Annotated in this window: 25 protein-coding genes and 1 pseudogene; 15 read left to right on the top strand and 11 right to left on the bottom strand. The window is 70.5% G+C overall.

All coding sequences use genetic code 11. The features are described from left to right. Positions 1-142 precede the first annotated feature (142 nt). Positions 143-427: a GNAT family N-acetyltransferase gene (locus ABZ552_RS32250; protein ID WP_281875283.1), complete on the bottom strand. Its 285-nt coding sequence runs from the start codon at positions 425-427 to the stop codon at positions 143-145. A 43-nt stretch (positions 428-470) separates the two neighbouring features. Next, on the bottom strand, positions 471-1,829 hold the full coding sequence (locus tag ABZ552_RS32245) for an FAD-linked oxidase C-terminal domain-containing protein (protein WP_281875282.1): 1,359 nt from the start codon (positions 1,827-1,829) through the stop codon (positions 471-473). A gap of 213 nt (positions 1,830-2,042) precedes the next feature. On the opposite strand from ABZ552_RS32245, the gene ABZ552_RS32240 reads away from it, so the two are divergent. Next, positions 2,043-2,372: a hypothetical protein gene (locus ABZ552_RS32240; RefSeq protein WP_357441659.1), complete on the top strand. Its 330-nt coding sequence runs from the start codon at positions 2,043-2,045 to the stop codon at positions 2,370-2,372. A 69-nt stretch (positions 2,373-2,441) separates the two neighbouring features. Beyond that, positions 2,442-2,960 (top strand): GtrA family protein, encoded by a 519-nt coding sequence (locus ABZ552_RS32235; protein WP_281881134.1) that lies wholly within the window; start codon positions 2,442-2,444, stop codon positions 2,958-2,960. A 46-nt stretch (positions 2,961-3,006) separates the two neighbouring features. Here ABZ552_RS32235 and ABZ552_RS32230 read toward each other — a convergent pair whose 3' ends face one another. Genes ABZ552_RS32230 through ABZ552_RS32220 form a run of 3 tightly spaced genes read right to left on the bottom strand, consistent with a single transcriptional unit; the run spans position 3,007 to position 4,958 of the window. Beyond that, on the bottom strand, positions 3,007-3,657 hold the full coding sequence (locus ABZ552_RS32230; RefSeq protein ID WP_357441657.1) for a Type 1 glutamine amidotransferase-like domain-containing protein: 651 nt from the start codon (positions 3,655-3,657) through the stop codon (positions 3,007-3,009). A 6-nt stretch (positions 3,658-3,663) separates the two neighbouring features. After that, positions 3,664-4,500 carry a maleylpyruvate isomerase family mycothiol-dependent enzyme gene (locus tag ABZ552_RS32225; RefSeq protein WP_357441655.1) on the bottom strand — a complete coding sequence of 279 codons (837 nt, stop codon included), beginning with the start codon at positions 4,498-4,500 and terminating at the stop codon, positions 3,664-3,666. Next, positions 4,497-4,958: an HIT family protein gene (locus tag ABZ552_RS32220; protein WP_281875278.1), complete on the bottom strand. Its 462-nt coding sequence runs from the start codon at positions 4,956-4,958 to the stop codon at positions 4,497-4,499. The genes ABZ552_RS32225 and ABZ552_RS32220 overlap by 4 nt, the downstream gene beginning before the upstream one ends. Positions 4,959-5,353: 395 nt before the next feature. On the opposite strand from ABZ552_RS32220, the pseudogene ABZ552_RS32215 reads away from it, so the two are divergent. From ABZ552_RS32215 to ABZ552_RS32190, 6 genes and pseudogenes are all read left to right on the top strand, one after another. Next, positions 5,354-6,526 (top strand): annotated as a pseudogene (locus ABZ552_RS32215) (Re/Si-specific NAD(P)(+) transhydrogenase subunit alpha); the annotation flags it as partial. 38 nt (positions 6,527-6,564) lie between these two features. Beyond that, positions 6,565-6,891, top strand: a complete 327-nt coding sequence (locus ABZ552_RS32210) for an NAD(P) transhydrogenase subunit alpha (protein WP_195088241.1) — start codon at positions 6,565-6,567, stop codon at positions 6,889-6,891. Between the two features lie 4 nt (positions 6,892-6,895). Further along, positions 6,896-8,314 carry an NAD(P)(+) transhydrogenase (Re/Si-specific) subunit beta gene (locus ABZ552_RS32205; RefSeq protein WP_281916744.1) on the top strand — a complete coding sequence of 473 codons (1,419 nt, stop codon included), beginning with the start codon at positions 6,896-6,898 and terminating at the stop codon, positions 8,312-8,314. 127 nt (positions 8,315-8,441) lie between these two features. Further along, positions 8,442-9,563: a DUF5925 domain-containing protein gene (locus tag ABZ552_RS32200; protein WP_357441652.1), complete on the top strand. Its 1,122-nt coding sequence runs from the start codon at positions 8,442-8,444 to the stop codon at positions 9,561-9,563. Between the two features lie 179 nt (positions 9,564-9,742). Next, positions 9,743-10,486 (top strand): hypothetical protein, encoded by a 744-nt coding sequence (locus tag ABZ552_RS32195; protein WP_281916746.1) that lies wholly within the window; start codon positions 9,743-9,745, stop codon positions 10,484-10,486. 21 nt (positions 10,487-10,507) lie between these two features. Beyond that, positions 10,508-10,960 carry a nitroreductase family deazaflavin-dependent oxidoreductase gene (locus ABZ552_RS32190; protein ID WP_357441650.1) on the top strand — a complete coding sequence of 151 codons (453 nt, stop codon included), beginning with the start codon at positions 10,508-10,510 and terminating at the stop codon, positions 10,958-10,960. 5 nt (positions 10,961-10,965) lie between these two features. Here ABZ552_RS32190 and ABZ552_RS32185 read toward each other — a convergent pair whose 3' ends face one another. After that, a complete protein-coding gene (locus ABZ552_RS32185; protein ID WP_357441649.1) occupies positions 10,966-12,288 on the bottom strand; it encodes an MFS transporter in 1,323 nt (440 codons plus the stop codon). 296 nt (positions 12,289-12,584) lie between these two features. On the opposite strand from ABZ552_RS32185, the gene ABZ552_RS32180 reads away from it, so the two are divergent. Further along, positions 12,585-13,538, top strand: coding sequence for an AraC family transcriptional regulator (locus ABZ552_RS32180; protein WP_281916748.1), 954 nt, complete (start codon positions 12,585-12,587; stop codon positions 13,536-13,538). After that, a complete protein-coding gene (locus tag ABZ552_RS32175) occupies positions 13,535-13,957 on the top strand; it encodes a thioesterase family protein (protein ID WP_281875270.1) in 423 nt (140 codons plus the stop codon). Before ABZ552_RS32180 ends, ABZ552_RS32175 begins: the two co-directional genes overlap by 4 nt. 16 nt (positions 13,958-13,973) lie before the next feature. Here ABZ552_RS32175 and ABZ552_RS32170 read toward each other — a convergent pair whose 3' ends face one another. The 3 genes from ABZ552_RS32170 to pdhA are packed head-to-tail and all read right to left on the bottom strand — an operon-like array spanning position 13,974 to position 17,515. After that, entirely contained in the window at positions 13,974-15,392 is a 1,419-nt protein-coding gene (locus ABZ552_RS32170) for a dihydrolipoamide acetyltransferase family protein (RefSeq protein ID WP_357441647.1), read from the bottom strand. 30 nt (positions 15,393-15,422) lie between these two features. Continuing rightward, positions 15,423-16,406, bottom strand: a complete 984-nt coding sequence (locus tag ABZ552_RS32165; RefSeq protein ID WP_281875268.1) for an alpha-ketoacid dehydrogenase subunit beta — start codon at positions 16,404-16,406, stop codon at positions 15,423-15,425. Next, positions 16,403-17,515, bottom strand: coding sequence for a pyruvate dehydrogenase (acetyl-transferring) E1 component subunit alpha (gene pdhA / locus ABZ552_RS32160; RefSeq protein WP_281875267.1), 1,113 nt, complete (start codon positions 17,513-17,515; stop codon positions 16,403-16,405). Before pdhA ends, ABZ552_RS32165 begins: the two co-directional genes overlap by 4 nt. Positions 17,516-17,662: 147 nt before the next feature. Between pdhA and ABZ552_RS32155 the strand changes: the two genes are divergently transcribed. Beyond that, a complete protein-coding gene (locus tag ABZ552_RS32155) occupies positions 17,663-18,154 on the top strand; it encodes an Lrp/AsnC family transcriptional regulator (protein ID WP_281875266.1) in 492 nt (163 codons plus the stop codon). A gap of 88 nt (positions 18,155-18,242) precedes the next feature. Continuing rightward, the gene (locus ABZ552_RS32150) at positions 18,243-19,049 is read left to right on the top strand and encodes an SDR family oxidoreductase (RefSeq protein ID WP_281875265.1); all 807 of its coding nucleotides are present in this window, start codon (positions 18,243-18,245) and stop codon (positions 19,047-19,049) included. 318 nt (positions 19,050-19,367) lie between these two features. Here the strand turns inward: ABZ552_RS32150 and ABZ552_RS32145 are convergent, their stop codons facing one another. Next, on the bottom strand, positions 19,368-20,585 hold the full coding sequence (locus ABZ552_RS32145; protein ID WP_281916750.1) for a benzoate/H(+) symporter BenE family transporter: 1,218 nt from the start codon (positions 20,583-20,585) through the stop codon (positions 19,368-19,370). A 186-nt stretch (positions 20,586-20,771) separates the two neighbouring features. Here ABZ552_RS32145 and ABZ552_RS32140 point away from each other — a divergent pair, with 186 nt between their 5' ends. Next, complete coding sequence (locus ABZ552_RS32140; protein WP_281919463.1) at positions 20,772-21,578, top strand: sulfurtransferase; 807 nt, start codon at positions 20,772-20,774, stop codon at positions 21,576-21,578. Positions 21,579-21,593: 15 nt separating this feature from the next. On the opposite strand, the gene ABZ552_RS32135 is transcribed toward ABZ552_RS32140, so the two are convergent. Further along, entirely contained in the window at positions 21,594-21,956 is a 363-nt protein-coding gene (locus tag ABZ552_RS32135; protein WP_159839282.1) for a hypothetical protein, read from the bottom strand. Positions 21,957-22,104: 148 nt separating this feature from the next. Between ABZ552_RS32135 and ABZ552_RS32130 the strand changes: the two genes are divergently transcribed. Together ABZ552_RS32130 and ABZ552_RS32125 are read left to right on the top strand one after the other, a co-directional pair. Further along, positions 22,105-24,921, top strand: coding sequence for a DEAD/DEAH box helicase (locus ABZ552_RS32130; RefSeq protein WP_281916751.1), 2,817 nt, complete (start codon positions 22,105-22,107; stop codon positions 24,919-24,921). Continuing rightward, positions 24,918-25,685 (top strand): SWIM zinc finger family protein, encoded by a 768-nt coding sequence (locus ABZ552_RS32125; protein WP_281916752.1) that lies wholly within the window; start codon positions 24,918-24,920, stop codon positions 25,683-25,685. Before ABZ552_RS32130 ends, ABZ552_RS32125 begins: the two co-directional genes overlap by 4 nt. The last annotated feature ends 124 nt before the right edge of the window (positions 25,686-25,809 follow it).

The following is a 25,809-nucleotide window of genomic DNA, read 5'->3' as shown; positions in this document are numbered from 1 at the left end:
AACCTCCGACTCCGACGAGGGTCCAGTCCATACATTTGCTGGATTGACGGGTACATCACCGGGGTTTCAGGACACCGGGGCGTGTCGCGGACGAGGCAGCCGACGCAGTGCTGAGCCGGAGAAGCCGTGCCGCGACGATCGGTCAGGAGACCATGTCGGCGTATTCGCGGTGTTCGGTGATGAACTGCTCCACATACCAGCAGGTGGGGATGACGGAGAAACCCGCTGTGCGGGAGTCGTTGAGGGCGAATTCGACGACTTGGGCTGCTACCCCGCGGCCCCGGAACTCGGGGAAGGTCAGCGTGTGGTGGAAGTCGCGGACCTTGAGGTCTTCGCGTTCGGCGTAGTCGGCGTACCCGGCGAGGGTGTCATCGATGTAGATCTCGTAGCGGGTGTCGGCGACGTTGTGTTCGAGCCTTGTCGTCATAGTCGGGTAGAACTCCTTGTCGGTACGGAATGTTCCGGCTCGGTCACAGGATCGCGCCGGGGTTGAGGATGCCGTCCGGGTCGAGCGCGTCCTTGATGCGGCGGGTCAGGGCCATCACGTCGGGGCCGAGCTGGTCGGGCAGCCAGGCCTTCTTCAAACGGCCGACGCCGTGCTCGCCGGTGATGGTGCCGCCGAGAGCGATGGCGAGGTCCATGATCTCGCCGAAGGCGCGGTGCGCTCGCGCGGTGTGGTCCGCGTCGGCGGGGTCGTGCACGATCAGCGGGTGGGTGTTGCCGTCGCCCGCGTGCGCGATCACCGACACCGTCACCGCGTTGCGCTCGGCGATCTCGGCCACGCCGGTCACCAGGTCGCCGAGCCGGGGCAGTGGCACGCCGACGTCCTCGAGCAGCAGCGGCCCGAGTTTCTCCACGGCCGGAATCGCCAAACGCCGTGCGGCCGCGAACGCCTCGCCCTCGGCAGGGTCCTCGGTGTGGAAAACCTCGGTGGCCCCTGCCTTCTCGCAGGCCGCCGCCATGACCTCGGCCTCGCGCCGGGCGTACTCGCCGGGTGCGTCGGAGCGCGCGACCAGCAGCGCGGCCGCCTGCCGGTCCAATCCCATCCGCAGCTCGTCCTCGACGGCGTTGATCGACACCGAGTCCATGAACTCGAGCATCGACGGCCGCAGTTCGCCGGTGATGGTCAGGATCGCCTCCGTGGCCGCGGTGAGCGTCGGGAAGCTCGCGACGACCGTGCTCTGCGGCGGTTGCGCGGGCAGCAGCCGCAAGGTCAGTTCGGTGATCACCCCCAGCGTGCCCTCGCTGCCGACGAACAGCTTGGTCAGCGACAGCCCGGCCGAGTCCTTCAAGCGCGGACCGCCGAGCCGGACCACCGCGCCGTCGGCGAGCACGACCTGCATCCCGAGCACGTAATCGGTGGTGACGCCGTACTTCACACAGCACAGGCCGCCCGCGTTGGTGGCGGCGTTGCCGCCGATCGAGCAGATCTCGAACGACGAAGGGTCCGGCGGGTACCACAGACCGTGCTCCGCGACCGCGCGCTTGACCTCGGCGTTGAGCAGGCCCGGCTGCACCACGGCGGTCCGGGTCACCGGGTCCACGGTGATCGCGCGCATCCGCTCGGTGGTGAGCACGATGGCTCCGTCGACGGCCGTGGCGCCCCCGGACAGCCCGGATCCGGCCCCGCGCGGGATCACCGGGACACGATGCGCGGTGGCCCACCGCAGCGTCGCGGCCACGTCGTCGGTGCCGGTGGCCCGCACCACGGCCAGCGGGGTTCCGGCGCCCGGGTCGCGCGCCCAGTCCTGCCGGTAGCCGGCCAGCAGGTCGGGATCGGTGAGCACCGTGCCGTCGGGGAGAGCGGCGATCAACTCATGCAGGTCCACCACTTCACGCTAGCTTCCCGCGCCGGGTATTCGCTGATCGGCCGACCCGCGGCCGGATGCCCCAGAATGTGATGTCACCCGCCACAGTGGTATTACCGCCGTCGGGAGACCAGAATGCCGACAGAGGCTTGACTGTCGGGGCATCGAGTTCTCCCGGGGCCGCCTCGTCGCGGCGCCGGCAGTCATGCGGTTCGCCGCGTACCACGTGGAGGGATGGAACGGATGCAGGGCGAACAACCCAGTCGCCGGGAACTGGTCGCCGCGATGTTCTCCAGCGAGTTCGTCGAGGACGGCATCGACGCGGACGCGCTGCGCCGGGTGCATGCGGGCGAGCACGAGGAGTGGCTGACCGCGCTGGACCGCTCCGGTGTCTTCGGCAGGGAAGCCCTCGCCGAGCTGGCCGACCTCTGGCGCCGCGAGCCCCGCGAGTTGCTGGATACATTGCTGGCCGACGCGGACGATGTCGCGCGGCGACGGTGCCTGGCGGCCTGGGCCGGGTTGGACCACGACGCGGACGGTCCCGGCCGGGCGCAGATCAGCTGAGCCACCGGGCGGTCGCCGCCCGCTCATCTGCCGGACATCTGCCGCTGGCACCCTGGTCGCGTGCACGAGCTGTCCGAGACCGCCGACACCATCGCCGATCGGTTCACCCGCTGGTGCGCGGCGGTCGTCGCCCGGCTGCCGTTCGGCCTGGACCGTCTCGTCCCGCCGACCTTCCTCGGCTTCGCGCTGATCAACAGCGGCACCTTCGCTGTCGACTTGGCGCTGCTCACCCTCTTGCACGGGTGGTTCGCGCTGCCGGTGTGGTTGTCGGTGACCGTGGCCTACGTGTGCGCGTTCGGCCTGAGCTTCGTGCTCAATCGCACGTTCAACTTCCATTCGCACGCGCCGGTGGGCAGGCAGGCCGCGGTGTACGTCGTGGTGGTCGTGCTCAACTACCTCGCGTTCATCCTCGGCGTCGGCAGCGGACTCGCCGCGCTGGGGCTGCAATACCACCTGTCCCGGATGCTGGCGGGCGCGTGCGAAGCGGTCTACATGTACAGCGCGATGCGCTGGGTGGTCTTCCGCCGATCAGTCGAGCCGGAGGCGGCGCCCGACGTCGACGTGAGTTCCCAGCCGAAGTCGGTCTGACCAACTCGACCCGTGACTACCGTGTGCTCGAGCGGCCGCGGATGTGTCAGGACGCCGGAGCGATCAGCGCTTCGACGCGCTCGCCGTCGACGACGATCGCGTCGTCGTCGGTCAGCGCCCAGTGCGCGACGCCTTCGGCGCGATACCGGGCCGCGAGCCGAGTGCAGTCGCCGTCGGGGTCGGTGGCCGAATCGACGTGCGGCACGATCCGGCGGTCCACCAATCCCAATCCGTCCCAGCGCGGTTCGACGCCACACGCGGGCGCGACCTCGTCGGGGTCGTCCACCGATTCCAGCCCGTGCAGGTCGGGGGTCAGCAGGCAGGCCCCGGCGCTGTAACCGGCGTAAGCGAGCGCGTCGGCGGCGAGCAGCCGGGGAAGGACGCGGTCCGCGCCGCTGCGGGCGAACTGGGCGCGCAAGACGAACGTGTTGCCACCGCGCACCCACACCAGCGGGAATTCGGCCAGCTTCCGTTCCAGCTCCGCTTCCCGGCCGACGTACTCGCGCAGGTCGAGCACCTCGGGTCGGTAACCGAGCTTGCGCAGCGGCGACATGTCACTGGTCACCGCGCCCGCCCACGCCTGCGGCCAGGCGTCGCAGGCGTTCGGGATCAGCGCGACCCGGCCGGGCGGGCCCGCCAGCGCGGCGAGCCGGTCGTAGTGCGCGCCGAAGCGATAGCTGGACAGGAACAGTCGCACCGCGGCTCAGATGGTGAAGGCCAGGTGGCGGACGATGCGCTGCCCGAGTTCGCTGTCGCCCCGGATGGCGATCTCGTCCAGGTGCTGGTCGGCGGTCGTGCGCCCGCCGCCCAGCCGCACGAAAAGCCCGGAGTCCAAGCCGATTTCGATGGTGGCCGGTCCGTCGAAGGCGTCCACGTAGCGCGCCCGGCCGGCCACCTGGATGCGCAAGGTCCTGGCCAGGGGCCCGGTCAGCGCGAAGGCGATCCGCGCACCGTCCGGCGCCTCGCCCTTCTTCACCACTACGCGCGGGATGCTGCCCGCGAACTCCTGGAACGCCAGCTGGCCGCGCGGACCGCCCTCGTCCACCGGCGTGCCGAGCGCGTCGGCGATGTCGAGTTCGTGCATCCAGCAGTCGAACAACCGCACCCGCATGAATCTGCCGTAGGTCACCTGTCCGATCGGCGAGATCGTTTCCTTCTCCCACTCGGCGTCGCCCATCGCGGCGAGCGCGGCGCGCCTGCGGTCGACGACGCCGCGGTAGAACTCCAGCAGCCGCGCGCCGGACAGGGGACGCAGCCGGTCCACCCAGATCTCGTTGAGCACCGCGGTCTCGTTGCGCACATAGGGCAGCGTGCTGACGTCGGTCTTCGGCTTGGTCGGGTCGTGCGCGGGCGGCCGGTCGCCCAGCAGCCAGGATTCGGTGCCGACGACGTGGGCGACGACGTCGAATACGGTCCAGCCGGGCAGCGACGACGGAGTCCGCCAGCGCTCCTCGTCCAAAGGCGCGATCAGAGCGTCGATCGCGTCCCATTGCTGCGACAGCAGCTCGATCAGCGCGGTCCGATCCAACGTCTCGGTCATCCGTCGATTTCCTTTTCCGGGCCTTCGCCCTCGTTCTCCAATGCCGCGATGCCCTCCCGGATGGCCGCGGCGGTGGCGACCGGATCGTGCGGGCGCCGCAGCAGAAACCCCTTGGCGAACCGTAGCTTGTCGCCGTGGCTGCGCGGGATCACGTGCAGGTGGACGTGCGGCACGGTCTGGAACGCGGCGGTTCCGTCGTTGAGGATCAAGTTGGCGCCGTCGGCGGCGAGACTGCTGCGCCGGATGGCCAGTGCGAGCCGATGCCCGATCCGGAAGACCTGCGCGCCGAGTTCGGCGTCCAGATCCTCCAACTCGGCGGCGTGCCGTTTCGGGATGACCAGCGTGTGCCCACGGGCGATCGGCCGGACGTCGAGGAACGCGCAGAGCGCGTCGTCCTCGTACACCTTCGCCGCCGGTGCTTCGCCTGCCACGATGCGGCAGAAGACGCAGTCGTTCACACGCTGGACCATACGGCGTACGAGCCGAGCGGAACACCCCGGACCGTCGATCGGCATGACGCACGTCACTGCGCCGCTGTGCGCCGCACGTCCGATCAGGTGCCTGACCTCGAGGTTGGTAACGAACTTCTCCGTACGGTCTTGCCGTGTTCACCTGCGGCGACCACGATCACACCGAGAAGAGAAAAAGGTGGACCGCCGCTCGGCGCCTGGTGGTCCGCTCGGTGACGTCCGGCGTACCGGCGGGATTCGCCCGGCGTGTGTGACGGGCATCTCAGCTAGGCTCACGGCGGGCCAGGTACAGTGGCGAGGATTTGGGCGAACTTACTCGACAGTAACATCGTCCGGTCGTCTACCCGTTGCCTGAAGCTCAGTAAGAGAAGGAAGTCTGACAAGTGGAGACAACGCAGAGCGTAGGCGATCCATCGCCGCGCGGCGCGCGTGTCGGTGTCGTTCGCGAATCCAACGCGGGCGAACGACGTGTCGCATTGGTGCCCAAGATCATCCCGAGCCTGCTGAAGCAAGGCGTGGAGGTGGTCGTCGAGTCCGGAGCCGGGAAGGGCGCGCTGATTCCCGACCAAGCCTATGTGGAGGCGGGCGCGTCGATCGGTGACCCGTGGTCGGCCGACGTGGTGGTGAAGGTGGCCCCGCCCAGTGACGCCGAGGTGGCCAAGCTGTCGTCGGGGCAGACGCTGATCGGGTTCCTCGCCCCGCGCAACGCCGACAATCAGATCGGCGCGCTGAAGGCGGCGGGGGTGCAGGCCTTCGCGGTGGAGGCGATTCCGCGGATCTCGCGCGCGCAGGTGATGGACGCGCTGTCCTCGCAGGCGAACGTCGCGGGATACAAGGCGGTGTTGCTGGCGGCGTCGGAGTCGACGCGGTTCTTCCCGATGCTGACCACCGCCGCGGGCACGGTGAAGCCGGCGACGGTGCTGGTGCTCGGCGTGGGTGTCGCGGGCTTGCAGGCGCTGGCCACGGCCAAGCGCCTCGGCGGGCGGACCACCGGTTACGACGTGCGGCCCGAGGTGGCCGATCAGGTGCGGTCGGTGGGTGCGCAGTGGCTGGATCTGGGCATCGATGCCGCCGGTGAGGGCGGGTACGCCCGTGAGCTCACCGACGAGGAGAAGGCCGAACAGCAGAAGGCGCTTGAAAACAGCATCAAGGGCTTCGACGTGGTGATCACGACCGCGCTGGTGCCGGGGCGTCCCGCGCCCAGGTTGGTGACGGCCGCGGCGGTGGAGGGTATGAAGCCCGGCAGCGTGATCGTGGACCTGGCCGGGGAGACCGGCGGCAACTGCGAGCTGACCGAGCCGGGGCAGACCGTGGTCAAGCACGAGGTGACCATCGCTTCCCCGTTGAATCTGCCCGCCACCATGCCCGAGCACGCTTCGGAGCTGTATTCGAAGAACATCGCGGCGCTGCTGGAGCTGATGCTGGTCGACGGCAAGCTCGCCCCGGATTTCGGTGACCAGGTGCTGGCGGATTCCTGCGTGACCCGTGATGCGACCGAAGCGGCCGAGGCGCCCGAGGCGGCGCAAGCCGCGGAGTCGGTGGAGGCGGAGCCGGTGGAGGCGAAGGACGCGACCGAGGCGAAGGTGGATAGCTGATGTATACCGAACTTCTGGCGAATATCGCGATCCTGGTGCTGTCCGGGTTCGTCGGTTTCGCAGTGATCTCCAAGGTCCCGAACACGCTGCACACGCCGCTGATGTCGGGCACCAACGCCATTCACGGCATCGTGGTGCTGGGTGCGCTGGTCACGCTGGGCAAGATGGAAGACCCGTCGATCGGCATCCAGATCATCCTGTTCGTCGCGCTGGTGTTCGGAACCCTGAACGTGGTCGGTGGTTTCGTGGTCACCGACCGCATGCTCGGCATGTTCAAGGGCAAGAAGCCGGTCGCGGCCGAGGCTGCTGAGAAGGCGGGGAAGTAGACCAATGGACAACCTCGTCAACATCCTCTACATCGTCGCGTTCGCGCTGTTCATCTACGGCCTGATGGGTTTGACCGGGCCGAAGACCGCAGTGCGCGGTAACTGGATCGCCGCGATCGGCATGGGCATCGCGGTGGTCGCGACGCTGATCTCCATCCGGGAGACCACCAACTGGATCCTGATCGTCGCCGGGCTCGTGATCGGTGTGGTGCTGGGCGTGCCGCCCGCGCGGTACACGAAGATGACCGCGATGCCGCAGCTGGTGGCCGCGTTCAACGGCGTCGGCGGCGGCACGGTCGCGCTGATCGCGTGGGCGGAATTCCTGGACACCACCGGCTTCTCGGCGTTCAAGCACGGGGAATCCCCGACCGTGCACATCATCGCCGGGTCGTTGTTCGCCGCGATCATCGGTTCGGTGTCGTTCTGGGGCTCGCTGATCGCGTTCGGCAAGCTGCAGGAGATCCTGCCCGGCCGCCCGATCGGCGTCGGGAAGCTCCAGCAACCGTTGAACCTGTTGCTGCTGGTAGTGGCCGTCGCCGCGGCGGTGGTGATCGGTGTGCGCGCCGCCGACGGTGGCGCGGCGTGGTGGTGGATGGTGCTGCTGCTGCTCGCCGCCGGTGTGCTCGGGTTGATGGTCGTGCTGCCGATCGGCGGTGCCGACATGCCGGTGGTCATCTCGCTGCTGAACGCGCTGACGGGTCTGTCGGCCGCGGCCGCGGGTCTGGCGTTGAACAACACCGCGATGATCGTCGCGGGCATGATCGTCGGCGCGTCCGGCACCATCCTGACCAACCTGATGGCCAAGGCGATGAACCGGTCCATCCCGGCCATCGTCGCGGGCGGCTTCGGCGGCGGCGGAACCGCGCCGGGCGCTGGTGGTGGTGAGCAGAAGCAGGCCAAGGCCACCTCGGCCGCGGACGCCGCGATCCAGATGGCGTACGCCAACCAGGTGATCGTGGTGCCCGGTTACGGCATGGCGGTCGCGCAGGCGCAGCACGCGGTCAAGGAGATGGCCTCGCTGCTGGAGGCCAAAGGGGTGGAGGTCAAATACGCCATCCACCCGGTCGCCGGTCGCATGCCCGGTCACATGAACGTCCTTTTGGCCGAGGCCGAGGTCTCCTACGACGCGCTCAAGGAAATGGACGACATCAACGGCGAATTCGGCCGCACCGATGTCGCCCTGGTGATCGGCGCGAACGACGTCACCAACCCCGCCGCCCGGGAGGACTCCTCGAGTCCGATCTACGGCATGCCGGTGCTCAACGTCGACCAGGCCAAGTCGGTGATCGTGCTCAAGCGCTCGATGAACTCCGGCTTCGCCGGCATCGACAACCCGCTGTTCTACGCCGACCACACCTCCATGCTGTTCGGTGACGCCAAGAAATCCGTCGGAGCGGTCACCGAGGAACTCAAGGCGTTGTAGTCCAGACGTTCCCGCGAATCGCCCCTCCGCCCGCCCGGGCGGAGGGGCGCTTTCGTAATTCGATGGACACCGTGCGCCGCCGCCCCGGATCATTCTCGGAGTGTCCGCACGTCATGAGCCTCTTCGGTTGATCGGTCCCGGGGAGCCCTCGGCCGATCCCGCCGAGCGGCTGCCGTGGACCGTCGTCGTCGATTCCACGTACTCCATCCGCGACGCGATCGATGCCCTCGCGCTCGGTCCGTTCCTGCGCGGCGACCAGCCCTGCGCGCGCACCGCGCATCTGGAGCGGGTGCGGCCGGACGCGCCGCTGCGCCCCGGACGCGGCCGCGTGGCGCGCACGGTGCGCGACAACGACAGCGAGGCGACGCTTGTGGTCGGCCCCGGCTGGTCGCTGCGGTCGGTGCGCTGGTCCGGCGGTTCGGCGATGGTCGAGGTCACCGCCGTCACCGACACGCTCGCCGACGAGTTGCTCGCCGAGGCGATCCGGGACGCGGCGGCTCCGCCGGAAGTGGGCGAGACGATCGAGATGGGCTTCTGGCACATGCACACGCACGGCCCGCAGCGCCGCGCGCGCTCGATCTCCGCGCCCGAGTGGTCGTCGATACGCGGCAATTACGCGGGGCAGGTCGCCGCCGCGATGGACCGGCTGATGTCGCTCACCGCCGACGATGTCCGCGGACGGCTGGTGTTGCTGCACGGGCCGCCCGGCACGGGGAAGACCACCGCGCTGCGCGCGCTGGCACGGGCCTGGGGAGCATGGTGCCAGTTCGATTGCGTGCTCGATCCCGAGGTGATGTTCGGCAAGCCCGGCTATCTGATGGACGTGGCCGCGGGTGTCGACAACGCCGACGAGGGCGCGCCGCGCTGGCGGATGCTGGTACTGGAGGACTGCGACGAGCTGATCCGCGGGGAAGCGAAGGAGGCGGCGGGGCAAGGACTGTCGCGGCTGCTGAACCTGACCGACGGCATGCTCGGCCAGGGCCGGGACGTGCTCGTCGCCATCACCACCAACGAGGACCTGTCGCGCCTGCACCCCGCGGTGACGCGACCGGGCCGGTGCCTGGCGAGGATCGAGATCGGGCGGCTGTCCCCAGGGGAGGCGGCGGCTTGGCTGGAACGAGAGCAGCGGGGCGCGGCCGCCGCGTTTCCGGACGGCGCGAGTTTGGCCGAGCTCGTCTCGGTGCGCGACGGCGAGGCACGGATCGACGCCGTCGCCGTGGACGCGGTGAACCCGGGACTGTACCTGTGAGCCTGCCGGAAGGACTCCGGTGAGTCGAAGCCGTTGCGCCGGTGGGCCGATCCGGCGAGTGGGTGCGGCGAACCGGCTGGTATCCCGCACGGCGGTACGCGCACCGATCGGCTAGATTCCATGGGTTCGCCCGTCGCCCCAGTGCGCACGGATTCAAGCGAGACCCGGGGAGGGGATCCATGACCACGCCACCGAACCAACCGTATCCAGGACAGCCCGGCTATCCGCAGCAGCCGCCTGCGGGCGCACCGCAGGGCTATCCGGGCCAGCCGGGCTATCCCGGTCAGCCGCAGGGTTACCCCCAGCCCGGCCAGCCGCAGCCCGGTTATCCGCCGCAGGGCGGTTTCCCGCCGCAGCCGGGCTATCCCGGTGGCGGCTTCCCGCCGCCGGGACCGCCGCCCCAGCAGAATCGGAGCGGCGGTGGCGGCGTCGGCAAGATCCTGGCCGTGCTCGGTGTCGTCGTGGTGCTCGGCCTGCTGGTCGTCGGCGCCCGCACCGTCTTCCGCTCGGATGGCGAGAAGATCGAGATCGGTCAGTGCGCGAAGTTGTCGGGCACCACGATCAAGGCCGAGTTCGCGACCAAGGAATGCTCCGACCCGGAAGCCAATTACGTGGTGGCGCAACGGCTCGACGGCTCGAACGCGGACTGCCCCACCAAGGATTACGCCAGTTACTACCAGACCGGCGGCAACGAGTACACGCTGTGCCTGCGGTTGAACGTCAAGGAGGGGGACTGCATCGACGGCGGTTTCCTCGGCGCCAGCACCAAGGTGGCCTGCGGCTCGACGGCGGACTTCAAGATCGGCCGGATCGTGCGCGGCACCGCGGACAAGTCCGCATGCGGAGCGAAGGCGACCGAGAACGACACGATCGTCTACCCGAAGCCCGAGCCGATCACCCTGTGCTTGGTGTCGCCCAAGTAGCGGCCGGGCCGGACTGAAACGATGACGAGCATCGGCGCGCGGTTGCTGCGAACGAGATGGTTCGTGCGCGCGCCGATCACGTTGTTCCGCGCCCGCCTCGGTTTCCTGTTCGGTGGACGGCTGCTGCTGCTGCTGGAACACACCGGCCGCCGCTCGGGGCGCGCACGTTTTGTGGCGCTGGAGACCGTGGCCCGGCCGAGCCGCGACCGCGTGGTGATCGCGTCCGGCTTCGGGACCCAGGCGCAGTGGTTCCGCAATCTCGCCGCCGATCCGCACTGTCACGTAAGTATCGCCGCGCACGTGCGGGTCCCGGCGCTGGCCCGGGTGTTGAGCCCCGACGAGTCCGCCCTCGTCCTCGACGGCTACCGGCGCATCCATCCGGGGGCGTACCGCAAGCTCGGCCGGATAGTCGAGGAAGCCACCGGCACGGGTATCGATGCCGTGCCGATGGTCGAACTGACGTTGGATCTCTGATCCGGTCAGTCCGCCCGCGGCGTGGCGACGACGTTCGCGTACCGGCAGCAGAGCAGTATCGCGATCATCGGCACGACCATCGCCGTGGTCAGCGACATCACGGCGGTGAGCCAGCCGATGATCGTGGGACCGGCGAGCAGACCGAGATAGCCGATGCTGAACACCCGCGACATGTCGGTCGCGGCCCGGGCGGAGCCGAGATTCCCGGCCGCGGTGAAGATCTGCGGGATGCCGCCGGCGAGGCCGAGCCCGGCCATCGTCCAGCCGAGCAGCGTCAGCGGAATCCACGGCGAGACGACGATCACGCCCAGGCCGACGGCCGCGATGAGCGAACCGTAGCGCACCACCGCGACCCGGCCGAAGGCGTGGCTGACCCGGTCGGTGCCGAAACGCCCGATCGTCATCGTGGTGGAGAAGGCGCCGAACGCCAGCGCCGCCGTCGCCGCGTCGGCGTCCAGATGCTCGCGCATCTGCAAGGCGCTCCAGTCGGCGGCCACCCCTTCGGCCAGGAGCAGCGCGAACGCGATAGCGGCCAGCGCGAACACCTTCCGGCCGCGATCGCGGGCGCTGAGGCGCGGATCCGGCGGCTTACCGGCGGGCAGGTGCGGAGGCCGCACGGCTTCCGAGCTCGGCTTGACGTCGTGCCGGGACGCCGCGCTCTCGGGCGCGGTCGCACCGTGGTCCGGCGGCGCGTCGTCGAGGTCGGTGGCGTGCACGGACGCGAGGTCGTGGGGCGCGTCCGCGCCGGATCTGCTTTCCCGCAACAAGCGCGGCACCAGTGCGAGGGTCAGCGCGACACAGCCCACCGCCGCGAGAACCAGGGTCACCCGAATGTCCCAGCCCGCCCGGAGCGCGGCGGCCCCGAGCAGTGAACCGAGCAGGCCGCCGCCGGAGAACAGGGCATGGAAGGCGGCCATGATCGGCCGCCGGTAGGCCCGTTCCACCAGCACCGCTTGGGTGTTCATCGACACGTCCAGCGCGCCGTTGCCGAAACCGAAGCAGGCCAGGGCGAGCGCCAAGGTGAACGGTCCGGTGGCGAGGCCGGGACCGACCACCGCCACGGACGCGATGCACGCGGCCGTGCCGACCAGCGCCCTGCTGCCGAGCCGATCGGCGAGCGGACCGGCCAGCCGCATCCCGGCGATGCCCGCACCGGACATCAGCAGGATGAACATGCCCAAGGTGGATTTCGAGACGCCCGTGCGGTCGGTGATGACCGGGATGTGCACCACCCACATGGCGAGCAGGAAGCCGTTCAATGCGAAGACCGTGAACACCGCGGCGCGCGCGACGCGGACCGGGCGATCGACCGTCGGGCTCAACACCATGTCGACGGTACCGAGGAAACATCCGCCGCGGCCAGCCTCGCCCGCGGAACCGGCCCAGGGCATCGTCGACCTGGTCGTGCGGCCGTGCGGGACGCTCGACACTGCGCGTCACGTCCGCGAGCGAGTCTCTTTCACTATGTCGAACGTCACGCCGGGGCGGGACATTCCAGATTTCCGTGACCGGCCGTCTCCGTGACGCGGCACCAGCTCGTGCGCGCGCCGGTACATCCGCCCTGGCCGAGACGGGTCATGGCTTACTCGGCCCGTGATCATGCGTGATCGTCTACCGTGGAAGCGTGGATGCGCTCGCCAGTCTGCTCGAAGGCCCTCGCGCTCGCGGCGCGTTCCTGATGTGTTCGCTGCTGGATCCGCCGTGGTCGCTGCGCATCCAGGACGAGGCCCCGCTGACCGTGCTGTCGATGATCCGCGGCGGCGCGTGGATCGTCACCGACGAGGGCGCGCCGCGTCGGCTCGGCGCGGGCGACGTCGCGATCTTCCGTGGACCCGCGCCGTACACGGTGGCCGACGATCCGGCGACCGAACCGCAGATCATCATCCATCCCGGTCAGGTGACGAAGACGCCGGAGGGCGAGATCCTCTGCGAGACATTGAGTCTGGGTGTCCGGCAGTGGGGGACCGATCCGGACGGCGCGACGCTCATGGTCACCGGATCCTACGAGTCCGCGGGCGCGGCCAGCCTGCGCCTGCTGCGCGCGCTTCCGCCGGTGCTGGTGTTGCGGCGCTGCGAGTTCGACAGCCGGGTGCTCGACATCCTGGTCGACGAGGTGACCAGAGACGAGCCCGCGCAGAGCGCGGTGCTGGACCGCCTGCTGGATCTGGTGCTGATCGCCGCGCTGCGCGCCTGGTTCTCGCGCAACGACGCGCCCGCCTGGTACCACGCGTACGGCGACCCGCTGGTCGGCAAGGCTTTGCGCCTGTTGCAGCACAATCCGGCGCACGGGTGGACGGTCGCGGGCCTGGCCGAGGCGGTGGGAGTGTCGCGGGCCGCGCTGGCGCGCCGGTTCACCGATCTGGTGGGCGAGCCGCCGATGGCGTTCCTCACCGAATGGCGGCTGGCGCTGGCCGCCGATCTGCTGCAGGAGTCCGACGCCACCATCGAGGCCATCGCGCGGCAAGTCGGCTACGGCAGCGCGTTCGCGTTGAGCACCGCGTTCAAGCGGCACTTCGGCGTCTCCCCGCGCGACCACCGGCTGGGCGTCGTCTCCGCTGAGCTATCGTCGGCCGGGTGACGCAGCAGTATCCGGTGCTCTGGCCGGTGCCGACCCGGTGGGCCGACAACGACCACTACGGGCACGTGAACAACGTGACCTATTACTCGTACTTCGACACCGCGGTGAACGCGTGGTTGATGCACGCCACCGGAACCGACATCCGCGAACTGCCCGCGCTCGGCGTGGTGGCGCAGACCTCCTGCCAGTATCTCGGCTCGATCAGCTTCCCGGACCAGTTGCAGGTCGGCTTGCGCATCTCCCGGCTCGGGCGCTCCAGCATCACCTACGATCTGGCCATCTTCCGTGAGGCCGACGGCGCGCTGGAACTGGCGGCCACCGGGGTCTTCGTGCACGTCTACGTGGACGCCGAGACCCGCAAGCCGGTCGAGATCCCGGAGGTCATCCGCACGGCCGCGGCGGCGCTCGTCACGGACTGACCGCAGCCTGCCCGCCTCACGCGCGGCTGAGCAGGGTGAGCGGGTCTTCCAGGAATCCCGCGACGGTGGCCAGGAAGCGGGACGCGAGCTCGCCGTCGATCATGCGGTGATCGAAGCTCACGCCGAGGGTGGTCACCCACCGAATCGCGATCTCGTCGCGCACCACCCACGGTCGCCTGCCGATCGAGCCGAGGCACAGGATCGCTGCCTCGCCCGGATTGACCAGCGGGACTCCGGCGTCCACGCCGAAGACGCCGACGTTGGTGATGGTGAACGTGCCGCCGCGCAGGTCGGCGGGTGTCGCGTCGCCCGTGCGGGCGGTGTCGGCGAGCCAGCCGATTTCCCGGGTCAGGTCGCGCAGGTTGAGGGTCTGCGCGTCTTTGATGTTCGGGACCAGCAGCCCGCGTTCGGTGGCCACCGCGATGCCCAGATTGACGTAGTGCTTGGTGACGATCTCCTGAGCGGCTTCGTCCCAGCAGACGTTCATGCCGGGGAAGTCGGAGAGCGCGGCCAGCGTCGCCTTGCCGACCAGGGCCAGCGGCGTCAGGGACAGGCCCGCGAAGGGCTTCGTGCTGCGCAGATGATCGAGCAGTTCCATCGCGGCGGTGCAGTCCGCGGTGACGAACGTGCTGGCCTGCGGGATGGTTCGCGCGCTGGTCAGCATCGCCGCGGCGGTGCGTTTGCGGATGCCGCCGATCGGGGTGCGTTCCTCGCGCGCGGACGGGCGGACCGCTTCGGGGGGCACGATGGCCTGGTCCGCCGGACGCGGCTGGGAGACGGGTACCGCGCCGCGCACGTCCTCGACGGTGACCGCGCCGCCGGGCCCGGAACCCGCGATGAACCACAGGTCGAGGCCGAGTTCGCGAGCCAGTTTCCGCGCGGCGGGCGTCGCTGCCGCCCGTGCCGCGCCGGGCGCGGTCTCCGGTTGCCGCTCGTGCGGCTGCGAGGTCGGGCTGTCCGCGCCGCCGGATCGCGGAACGTTGGGCTCCGCCGCCTGATCGCCCACGGCGTCGGATCGCGAAACGCCGGGCCCCTTCCTCTCCCCGCCGTCCGTCCGCGAAACGCCGGACCCGGCAGGAGGACGGCGCCGGGACGTCGTTTCCGCCTCGGGACCGTAGCCGACCAAGACCGAAGCGCGGCCCGCCTCGCTCGTGTCGTCGGCTCCGGCCGTCTGGACGCGAATGAGCGGCGCCCCGACCGCGACGGTGTCGCCCGGCCGCGCCAGCAGTTCGATCACTCGGCCCGCGAACGGCGACGGCAACGCGACGACCGCTTTGGCCGTCTCCACGTCGGCGATGGGCTGGTTCAACTCGACCGTGTCGCCGACCGCCACCGCCCACGACACCAGTTCGGCGTCGGTCAAGCCCTCCCCGAGGTCGGGTAGCCGGAACTCCAGCACGGACGCCGAAAGATCCTGGCGGGCATGGTCTTCCACGCGGCACCTCTCACTACGGCGAAGCCCGCCTCAGGCGGCGAGGGTACGGTCGACCGCATCGAGAATGCGGTCGGGGTCGGGCAAATGGTGCTTCTCGAGCTTAGCCGGGGGGTAGGGGATGTCGAATCCGCCGACGCGCAGCACGGGCGCTTCCAGGTGATAGAAGCAGCGCTCGGTGATCCGCGCGGCGATCTCGGCCCCGAGCCCGGCGAACACCGGCGCCTCGTGTGTGACGATCAGCCGCCCCGTCTTCGCGACCGATTCCTCGACGGTGCCGAAGTCGATCGGCGAGAGGCTGCGCAGGTCGATCACCTCGAGCGCGTGTCCTTCCCGCGCGGCGATCCGCGCGGCCGACAGCGCGGTCGCGACGGTTCCGCCGTAGGCGACGACGGTCGCGTCCGAACCCGTGGTGCACACGCGCGCGCGATCCAGGGGCAGGCCGCCGTCGCGGTCGAGCGCGGCGAAGTCGACGTCGGCCTTGTCCCAGTACCTGCGCTTGGGCTCGAAGAAGATCACCGGGTCGTTCAGCGCGATCGCCGCGCGGATCATCGAATAGGCGTCCGCGGGGTTGCTCGGTGTGACCACGCGCAGCCCGGCGGTGTGCGCGAAATAGACCTCGGGCGATTCGGAGTGGTGCTCGACCGAGCCGATGCCGCCGCCGAACGGGATGCGAATAGTCAAGGGAGCGTGCACTTTTCCCTGTGTTCGGTAATTGATCTTGGCCACGTGCGAGACGATCTGATCGAACGCGGGATAGACGAACCCGTCGAACTGGATCTCGCACACCGGCCGGTAGCCGCGCAGCGCCATGCCGAAAGCCGTTCCGACGATGCCCGATTCGGCCAGCGGCGTGTCGATGACGCGATTGTCGCCGAAGTCCTTCTGCAGCGTGTCGGTGACCCGGAACACCCCGCCGAGGCGGCCGATGTCCTCGCCCATCAGCAGGACCTTCGGATCGTCCTCCAGCGCGCGGCGCAAGCCGGTGTTGAGCGCGGCGGCGAAGGTGGTGATCATCGCGGGACTCCTTCTCCTCGTGCGGAGAAGCCGCCGGGATCGCCGGCCAGGTACTCCGCGTACGCCCGCCGCTGTTCGGTGATCAGCGGGTGCGGGGTGGTGTAGACGTGGTCGAACAGCTCACTCGGCGCGGGATCGGGCAGGTCGACGGTCGCGGCGCGCACCGCGCGGGCCACCGCGTCCGACCGGTCGGCGACCCGGCGTGCGAACGCGTCGTCCCAGTGGCCCTCGCGCTCGAGCAGCCTGCGGATCCGGTCGATCGGATCGCGCCGAGCCCACTGCTCGGTCTCGGCGGCCGAGCGGTAGCGGGTGGGATCGTCCGCCGTGGTGTGCGGACCCATCCGGTAGGTGAGCGCCTCGATCAACGACGGGCCGCCGCCGGAGCGCGCCCGCGCGATCGCCTGCCTCGTCACGGCGAGCACGGCGAGCACGTCGTTGCCGTCGACCTGCCTGCCCGGCATGCCGTAGCCGTACGCGCGGCGGGCGATCGGCGTCGCGCTCTGTACCCGCACCGGCGCGCTGATCGCCCACTGGTTGTTCTGGCAGAAGAACACGACGGGCGCGCTCCAGGTCGCGGCGAACCCGAGCGCTTCGGCCAGATCGCCCTGGCTGCTGGCACCGTCGCCGAAATAGGCGATCGTGGCGATCTCGGCGCCGTCCAAGTGGGCGGCGAAGGCGTATCCCGTCGCGTGCAACCCCTGGGAGCCCACGACGATATTGGGATTGGTCATGTTCACCGCGTGCGGATCCCAGCAATGATGGGCGACGCCGCGCCACAGCCGGGTGAGATCGGTGGGGGGCACGCCGCGGCAGTAGGCGACCGCCGTCTCGCGATAGCTGCAGAACACGTAGTCGTCGGGATGCAACGCGTGCGCGGAGCCGACCTGTGCGGCCTCCTGCCCGAGCAGGGGCGCCCAAAGGCCCAGCTGGCCCTGCCGTTGCAGCGCGGTGGCCTCGACATCGATCCGGCGGGTGACCACCATGTCCTCGTACAGCGCTCGCACCTGCTCCGGCCCCACATCGGCGACCAGCGCGGCGTGCTCGCGATCGAGGACGCGGCGACCGTCCGGCTGGACCAACTGCACCGGGAATTCGGTCTTGCCCGGCATGGGCGATCACCTCCTCACCAGGTCGTCGACGCACACGATGTGGTCTACCTCACAGCATCCACCCGAATGCGGACTGCGCAAGTGGCCGACCAGCGGATGGGCAGAATGCTCAATTCGGCACCCCGGCGTGATGTCATACTGCGTGGTATGACCAGAGAAAACGTCGGCGTGAGGCTGGACGCCACCGACGCCAGGCTGTTGCTGGAACTGGTCGCCAATCCCAGGGCGACGGGTGTGGAGCTGGCCACGCGGCTCGGCCTGTCCCGCAACACCGTGCAGGCCCGCTTGTCCCGCTGGGAGGCGGGCGGCGTGCTCGGCAGCTTCGAGCGGCGCGTCGAGCCGCGCGCGCTCGGCTATCCGCTGGCGGCGTTCGTCGCGGTCGTCGTCGACCAGCACCGGCTGGATTCGGTGGTGGACGAACTCGCCGAGGTGCCCGAGGTCACCGAGGTGTGCGGCATGACCGGACTCACCGACCTCACGGTGCGGGTGGTCGCGCAGGACGCCGACGACCTGTATCGCATCGCCGGGCAGATCCTCAAGATCCCCGGCGTCGAGCGGACCAACATGGCGCTGGTGATGCGCGAGCTGGTCGGTCCGCGCACCGCCCCGCTGCTGGACCGGCTGGCGAATTCCGGCTGACCGCCGGCGCGGCATTCCGGCCGCCGCTCCGCCACCGCAGCCCACGCGGTGTCGGCAGCGGGCCGGTGCGGCCCGCTAGGGTGCGGGGATGGAGATTTCGGGCAAAGTTGCCATTGTCACGGGGGCGGGCGCGGGGATCGGGGCGGCGCTGGCCGCCCGGCTCGTCGACGCCGGTGCGCGTGTGGTGCTCGCCGACCTCGACGAGGCGAGCGCGGTGCGAGTCGCGGAGTCTCTCGGGCCGGGGGCGGTCGCGGTCGGCGGGGATGTGGCCGACGAAACGGTGATCCGCGCGTTGATCGATCGCGCCGAGGCGGAGTTCGGGCCGGTCGACCTGTATTTCGCGAACGCGGGCATCGGCGGGGGCGCGGGTCTGGACAGCACCGACCAGCAGTGGTCGGCCGCGCTGGAGGTCAACGTGCTGGCCCACGTCCGCGCCGCGCGGCTGCTGGTGCCCGGATGGCTGGCGCGCGGCGGCGGTTACTTCGTCGCCACGGCGTCGGCGGCGGGACTGCTCACCCAGCTCGGTTCGGCGCCCTACGCGGTGTCCAAGCACGCGGCCGTCGGTTTCGCGGAGTGGCTGTCGGTCACCTACGGCGACCGGGGGGTCCGGGTGAGCTGCGTGTGCCCGATGGGCGTGGACACGCGGTTGCTGCGGGGCGGCCTCGTTCCGCCCGAGCACGCCGCCGAGGCGGAACTCGCGGTGAAGGCGGTCACGAGCGCGGGCGCGGTGCTGTCCCCGGAGGACGTCGCCGAGATCGTGCTCGCCGGGGTGGCCGAGGAACGCTTCTTGATCCTTCCGCATCCGGAAGTGCTGAAGATGTACCGCCACAAGGGCTCCGACTACGATCGCTGGCTCGACGGAATGCGCCGCTTCCAAGCCGCGCTCCGGGCGTAGGCTGCTCCCGGCTCCCGGCTCCCGGCTCCCGGCTCCCGGCTCCCGGCTCCCGGCTCCCGGCTCCCGGCTCCCGGCTCCCGGCTCCCGGCTCCCGGCTCCCGGGCGCGGGCAGTGGTCTGGACTTCGCGCTCATCTCGTGGCCGCCTCGGACCGGCGCGGGCTGGGGCGGCCCTGGTCCGGCTGCTGTCGCCGGTCGGCTGTGGAGGCTGTGTTCGGCTCGGTGGGCAGCTGTTCGGCCCGGCGGGCGTTGTGATCGAAGGTCGCCTACTGCTGAGCCTCTGATCGGTCCGGCGCGGGCTGTGGTCGGCCTCGGTTCAACTACTTCCGTTCCGGCTGACGCAACACGCTCCGCACGACGAGCCCGGCGAGCAGCGCCCAGAAGGCCGCGCCGATGCCGGCGAAGCCGACGCCGGAGGCGGCGATGACGAAGGTGACGACGCCCGCCTCGCGGTGTTCGGAGCGCAGCGCCGCGCCGAGCGCGGTCGCCAAGGTCGCCAGCAGGGCCAGCCCGGCCACGGTTTCCAGCGTGCCCGCCGGAGCGGTGGCGATCAGCGTGACCAGCGCGGCCGAGCCCAGTGCGAGCACGAGGTATATCCCGCCCGCGGTGAACGCGGCGATCCAGCGTCGCTTCGGGTCCGGGTGCGCGGCGGGCGCGGCCGACAGCGCGGCGCTGATGGCGGCGAGATTGATCGCGTGCCCGCCCGCGGGCGCGCCGACGACGGTGCCGAGCCCGGTGACGGTCATCACCGCGCGCCAGGGCACCCGGTAGTCGAACGAGGCCAGCACCGCGGTGCCCGGAATGTTCTGCGACGCCATGGTGACGATGTAGAGCGGGATCGCCACGCCGATCAGCGCCTGCCAGCTCCAGTGCGGCACCGTCAGTTCCAGCCGCGGCGCCATCGCGCCGACGTCGAGGCGCCGGTGCTGCACCGCGATGCTGATCGCGGCCCCGATCGCCGCCGTCGCGAAGGCCGCGATCACGGCCCAGCGCTGCGCGTACCGTTGCAGCACCAGCCAGACCAGGATCACCGGCGCCACCACCGCCGGGCTCGTCTGCACCGCCCGGACCGGCGCCAGGCACAGCGGCAGCAGCACACCCGCCAACATGGCCTGCGCTATCTCCACCGGGATCGCCGCGACCAGCGCGCCCAGCCGCTGCCACAGCCCGGTGACGACGATCAGCGCGCCCGTCACCACGAACGCCCCGATCGCGGCGGGCCAGCCGCCCGCCACCGCGCCCGTCCCCGCCAGCAGCGCCGCGCCCGGCGTGGACCAGGCGAGCGTGATCGGCATCCGGTAGCGGTAACTCAGCGCCAGCATGCCGATCGCCTGCGTGACGCACAGCGCGAGCAGACCCGACGCGGCTTGCGCGGAACTCGCGCCCACCGCGGTCAACCCGCTCAGCACCACGGCGAAGGAGCTCGTGAACCCGACCAGCGCCGTCACCGCGCCCGCGCTGATCGGCGGCACGAGCCCGGCCCGCGCCCGTTCGGGTTCCCGGGTCGCGGTGGTTTCGGCAGTGGAAGCGTTCGACATCGGTCGGATATTGCCGCTGGTCACGAGGGCGTGTCGCCTGCCAGTGCGCCGAAACTGGCCTGACTTGGCCGCCCGGGCGGCACGCGGCACGAGAGTTCGGCGACATCTGCACATCCGGGTGCGTAGGGTGGGGGAGTCGGTGCGCGAGGACGCGATTCGGGACGAGGAGCTGAGTTGAGCGCGGTACTGATCTCACCGGAGGAACTGCGGGAAGCGTTGGCGGACAAGCGGCTTCGCCTACTGGATGTGCGATGGGCGCTGGGCGACCCGGACGGGCCGCAGCACTACCTCGACGGTCACATTCCCGGCGCGGTGTTCGTCGACCTGGAAACCGAACTGGCCGCACCGCCTTCACCCGCGCGCGGCAGGCATCCCCTGCCGGACCCCGCACAGCTGGAGAAGTGCGCGCGCAGCTGGGGGCTGCGCGAGGGCGATCCGGTCGTCGTCTACGACGCCACCGGCGGCATGGCCGCCGCCCGCGCCTGGTGGCTGCTGCGCTGGGCGGGCGTCGCGGACGTGCGCATTCTCGACGGCGGGCTGCCCGCCTGGATCGGCGCGGGCGGCCCGGTCGCGACCGGCGCCGAGCCCGACCCCGAGCCCGGCGATGTCGAACTGCGCCCCGGACAGCTGCCCGTGATCGACGCGGACGCGGCCGCTCGCTGGAAGGGCGTGCTGCTGGACGCCAGGGCGAGCGAGCGCTTCCGTGGTGACGTGGAGCCGATCGATCCTCGGGCCGGGCACATCCCCGGTGCGCTCAGCGCTCCGACCGCCGACAATCTCGACGCGGAGGGCCGCTTCCGCGCGGTGGAGGAACTGCGCGACCGCTTCGCCGGGTTCGGATCCGGGCCGGTGGCCGTGTACTGCGGCTCCGGCGTGACAGCGGCGCACCAGGTCGCGGCGCTCGCTGTCGCGGGCGTGGAGGCGGCCTTGTATCCCGGGTCGTGGTCACAGTGGTCGAACGATCCGAAACGGCCGGTCGCGACGGGTAGCTGATCCGCTGCCGCGGACCTACAGCCAGGCGCGGGCCAAGAGATCGTCGTCGGCGACCTCGCTGGCCCGGGGCGGGAACCGGGTGGCGGCGATCGACTCGATATGCGTTCCGTCGTGCCCGATCACCCACGAGCCGCCGCGCTCCTCGCATTCGGCGATCTTGGCGAAGGTGGTGAGCAGGAACGTGATCGCCTCGCGCGGGTCGGTGGTGCGGGCCAGCCGCTGCGATTCACCGGGTCTCGACAGGTCCAGCCACACGCCGCACTGCCCGTCGAGCCGCATGCCGACGATCTTGTCGGCATGCACGAAGGTGAATTTCCGCCGTTCCCACGCGGTCGTCGGGGTGAAGCTCTGCTCGAGAACCTGGAGCAGGATCGTCATGCTGCTTCCTCCGCTTCCTTGACACCAAGCTGCGGTTGTTTGCGATGACCTGCGGATATTCCAGTATGTGCCGGTTACCCGAAGAAATCCACAACGGTCGGGGCACTGGGCGCGCCGCCGTGTCGGACCCGCCTGCTTGGATGGGTTGATGCTGCACGGACTGTGGTCGCCGGGATCCGGGTTGCTGCTCTGGCACGACTCGCCGGTCGCCGCGCCGTCCACCGGGCTGCCGGATCCGCTGGGCAGCGTGCTGCGGGCGTCGAGGTTCCGGCACCGCGCCGAGGTGCTGGTCGTCGCGAACGGCGTCGCCGCGACCGAGCGGGTGCGCGCGCACGCGATGGCCCCGCTCGCGGCGGCGGAGGCGCTGCGGCAGCGACTGCCCGCCGGGCTGGTGGCGGGCGATCTGCGTTTTCTCGCGCACGTCGCGCGCGGCATCGAACGCTGGGTGCGTGCCGGGCGTGTCGTGCCGGACCTGCGCCGGGAGGACGGCCAGTGGTGGGTGCGCTGGCGGCTGGTCGGCGGGGAGCGGCAGCGGGCCTGGCTGGCCGAACTCGCGGTCGCGATGCCGCAGGCCCTGCGGGTGGCCGGGCGTCCGGCCGCGGTGCTGGACGACATGGTCACCGAGCTCACCGATCCGATCGCGCGGTCGCTGGCCGACCCGCCGGACTCGCCGCATCCCCTGGTGGCCGCCCTGGTCGGCGACACTCCGCTGGACAACGGCAGCTATCAGGTCGCCGAGGTGCTGGAGCGCTGGCGCGCGAGCCTGACCGGTGACGAGCCGGAATTGGTGCTGCGGTTGCTGGAACCGGACGGCGAACTCGGGCTCGCCGACGAGTCCGTCGCGCTGTGGCGGCTGGAGGTGTGCTTGCGCCTGACCGGGGAGGCGCCCAGAACCGTTCCCCTGCACGAGGATCCGAATCTCGTGCGGATCGCGGTGGACAAGCTCGGCGCGGCCCAGCGGGCGTATCCGAGGTTGCGTGATCTGCCGAGCGATCCGCGCAGCATGGACCTGCTGCTGCCCACCGAGGTGGTGCTGGATCTGGTCGCGCACGGCGCGCACGCCCTGCACGCCGCCGGGGTCCAGTTGCTGCTGCCGCGAGCCTGGAGCGTCGCCGAACCGAGCATGCGCCTGCGCGTGGACAGCGCGGCGCCCGCCGCGGAGAGCACGGTCGGTCTGCGCGGCCTGGTCGCCTATCGCTGGGAGCTGGCGCTCGGCGACATGGTGTTGACCACGGCCGAGATGGAGCGCCTGGTGCGCGGCAAGTCCGATCTGGTGCAGTTGCGCGGCCAGTGGGTGCAGGCCGATCACAAGGCGCTGGCCGCCGCGGCCCGGTATGTCGCCGCGCACGCCGACGACACCCCGGTCACCTTCGCGGACATGCTCGGCGAGATCGCCGTCTCACGGGTGCCGCAGGTGCCGATCACCGAGGTCACCGCCAGCGGGTGGGCCGGTGACCTGCTCGACCGCGCGCGGGAGCCGGAAGCGGTCGCCGCGCCCGTCGGACTGAAGGCCGACCTGCGCCCCTACCAGCAGCGGGGCCTGGCCTGGCTGGCCACCATGAGCCGGATGGGGTGCGGCGCGATCCTGGCCGACGACATGGGACTCGGCAAGACCGTCCAGGTGCTCGCTCTGCTGGTACACGAACGCGAGACGCCGGAGCCGGCCGAGCCGCCGGGCCCGACCTTGCTGGTGTGCCCGATGTCGGTGGTCGGCAACTGGCAGCGCGAGGCGGAACGGTTCGCCCCCGACCTGCGGGTGTGGGTGCATCACGGCGCGGGCCGGCGGGCCGGGGCCCAACTCGACGAGACGGTCGCCGCCGCGGACCTGGTGATCACCACCTACGCGCTGCTCGCGCGCGACGCCGAGGAACTGGGCAGGCAGCACTGGGACCGCGTCGTCCTGGACGAAGCGCAGCACATCAAGAACGCCGGTACGCGGCAGGCGCGGGCGGCGCGGTCGTTGCCCGCGCGGCATCGGCTGGCGCTCACCGGCACCCCGGTGGAGAACCGGTTGGAAGAGCTGCGCTCCATCATGGATTTCGCGATGCCGAAGGTGCTGGGCAGCGCGCAGTCCTTCCGGGCCCGTTTCGCGGTCCCCATCGAACGCGAGCGCGACCAGAACGCGATCAGCCGGCTGCGCTGGCTCACCCAGCCGTTCGTGCTGCGCCGGGTGAAGACGGATCCCACGGTGATCAGCGATCTGCCCGAGAAGCTCGAGATGACCGTGCGGGCCAATCTCACCGTCGAGCAGGCCGCCCTCTATCAGGCGGTCGTGGACGACATGCTGGCGAAAATCAAGGACGCGAAGGGCATGGCGCGCAAGGGCGCCGTGCTCGGTGCGCTCACCCGGCTCAAGCAGGTGTGCAACCATCCCGCGCATTTCCTGGGCGACGGGTCGAGCGTGCTGCACCGCGGGGCGCACCGCTCCGGCAAGCTCGCTCTCGTCGAGGACGTCGTGGACGCGGTGCTGGCCGACGGGGAGAAAGCTCTGCTGTTCACGCAGTTCCGGGAATTCGGCGAGCTGGTGGCGCCCTACCTCGCCGAGCGGTTCGGCGCCGAGATCCCGTTCCTGCACGGTGGCGTGCCGAAGAAGAAGCGCGACGCGATGGTCACCCGGTTCCAGACGCCGGACGGTCCGCCACTGATGTTGTTGTCGCTCAAGGCGGGTGGCACCGGCCTCAACCTCACCGCCGCCAATCACGTGGTGCACCTGGACCGCTGGTGGAATCCCGCCGTGGAGAACCAGGCCACCGACCGCGCCTTCCGGATCGGCCAGCAGCGCAACGTCCAGGTGCGCAAGCTGGTCTGCGTGGACACGATCGAGGAGCGGATCGACGAGATGATCAACGGCAAGCGGCAACTCGCCGATCTGGCCGTCGGCGCGGGGGAGAACTGGATCACCGAGCTGAGCACCGACGAACTGCGCGACCTGTTCACCCTCGGAGCGGCGGCGGTGGGCGAATGAGTCCGTTCGTCGACTACTCGGAGTACGGGAAGAAGCTGCCGGTGCGCGGCGGTGTGGAGGCACGCAGCAGGCGCGGCGGATTCGGGCGCACCTGGTGGGGCAAGGCGCTGGTGGAATCGATCGAGCGGATGGCGGAGCCGGGCCGGTTGGCGCGCGGCCGCAACTACGCCAGGTCCGGTCAGGTGGTGAACTACCGGATCGAGCCGGGCGCGGTGACGGCGGAAGTGCAAGGCAGTCAACCGAAGCCCTTCACGGCGGTGTTCACCGTGCGCCCGTTGCGCGAGGACGAACTCGAGTTGCTCATCGAGACCATCCGCGCGGCTCCCGGCATGCTCGCCGAGATCGCCTCGGGCGCGTTGCCTACCGGACTCGGACCGCTGCTGCTGCCGAGCACCGCCGCCGATCTGGATTTCACCTGCACCTGCCCTGATCCTGGTTGGCCGTGCAAGCATGTGGCGGCGGTCTGCTACCTGCTGGCCGAGCGGCTCGACGAACGCCCGCGCGAGATCCTGACCCTGCGCGGACTCGACCTGGACACCTTGATCGGCGGCATCGAACGCGAGCCGAGCCCCGCCGTCGACGACGACCCGTACGGCGAGAACATCGTCCTGCCGGATCTGCCCGCCGTCGAATTCCGTCCCGCGCCGGAAGACCTGGATCCGATGCTGCTGCGCAGGGCGCTGCGAATGACCTCGGCCGACGAGACCACCGCCGCGACCGGCCTGCGCGAACTCACGGCGCTGTATCGGCTGTTCGACCGGTGAAATTGGTGGGCACCCAGCATCGGGGCTGTCGGTTACCGCCGGTCTGTCGGGGCGGGATCGATACCGGCGGAGCGAAGGGACCGGAGACTTCCCGACGCCGGGTGCCGCTATCCAGTCTCGCGCC

It is taken from the genome of Nocardia sp. NPDC019219 (assembly GCF_040632645.1).
In the GTDB taxonomy this organism is placed as follows: Bacteria; Actinomycetota; Actinomycetes; order Mycobacteriales; family Mycobacteriaceae; genus Nocardia; species Nocardia sputorum.
This window is presented reverse-complemented; position numbering and strand designations above follow the sequence as displayed.

Excerpts from the sequence above, each read along its gene's own strand:
- ABZ552_RS32250 (WP_281875283.1), bottom strand. The coding sequence starts at position 427 with ATGACGACAAGGCTCGAACACAACGTCGCCGACACCCGCTACGAGATC.
- ABZ552_RS32240 (WP_357441659.1), top strand. The coding sequence starts at position 2,043 with ATGGAACGGATGCAGGGCGAACAACCCAGTCGCCGGGAACTGGTCGCC.
- ABZ552_RS32225 (WP_357441655.1), bottom strand. The coding sequence starts at position 4,500 with ATGACCGAGACGTTGGATCGGACCGCGCTGATCGAGCTGCTGTCGCAG.
- ABZ552_RS32210 (WP_195088241.1), top strand. The coding sequence starts at position 6,565 with ATGTATACCGAACTTCTGGCGAATATCGCGATCCTGGTGCTGTCCGGG.
- ABZ552_RS32205 (WP_281916744.1), top strand. The coding sequence starts at position 6,896 with ATGGACAACCTCGTCAACATCCTCTACATCGTCGCGTTCGCGCTGTTC.
- ABZ552_RS32195 (WP_281916746.1), top strand. The coding sequence starts at position 9,743 with ATGACCACGCCACCGAACCAACCGTATCCAGGACAGCCCGGCTATCCG.
- ABZ552_RS32190 (WP_357441650.1), top strand. The coding sequence starts at position 10,508 with ATGACGAGCATCGGCGCGCGGTTGCTGCGAACGAGATGGTTCGTGCGC.
- ABZ552_RS32185 (WP_357441649.1), bottom strand. The coding sequence starts at position 12,288 with ATGGTGTTGAGCCCGACGGTCGATCGCCCGGTCCGCGTCGCGCGCGCC.
- ABZ552_RS32165 (WP_281875268.1), bottom strand. The coding sequence starts at position 16,406 with ATGATCACCACCTTCGCCGCCGCGCTCAACACCGGCTTGCGCCGCGCG.
- pdhA (WP_281875267.1), bottom strand. The coding sequence starts at position 17,515 with ATGCCGGGCAAGACCGAATTCCCGGTGCAGTTGGTCCAGCCGGACGGT.
- ABZ552_RS32155 (WP_281875266.1), top strand. The coding sequence starts at position 17,663 with ATGACCAGAGAAAACGTCGGCGTGAGGCTGGACGCCACCGACGCCAGG.
- ABZ552_RS32150 (WP_281875265.1), top strand. The coding sequence starts at position 18,243 with ATGGAGATTTCGGGCAAAGTTGCCATTGTCACGGGGGCGGGCGCGGGG.
- ABZ552_RS32145 (WP_281916750.1), bottom strand. The coding sequence starts at position 20,585 with ATGTCGAACGCTTCCACTGCCGAAACCACCGCGACCCGGGAACCCGAA.
- ABZ552_RS32135 (WP_159839282.1), bottom strand. The coding sequence starts at position 21,956 with ATGACGATCCTGCTCCAGGTTCTCGAGCAGAGCTTCACCCCGACGACC.
- ABZ552_RS32130 (WP_281916751.1), top strand. The coding sequence starts at position 22,105 with ATGCTGCACGGACTGTGGTCGCCGGGATCCGGGTTGCTGCTCTGGCAC.
- ABZ552_RS32125 (WP_281916752.1), top strand. The coding sequence starts at position 24,918 with ATGAGTCCGTTCGTCGACTACTCGGAGTACGGGAAGAAGCTGCCGGTG.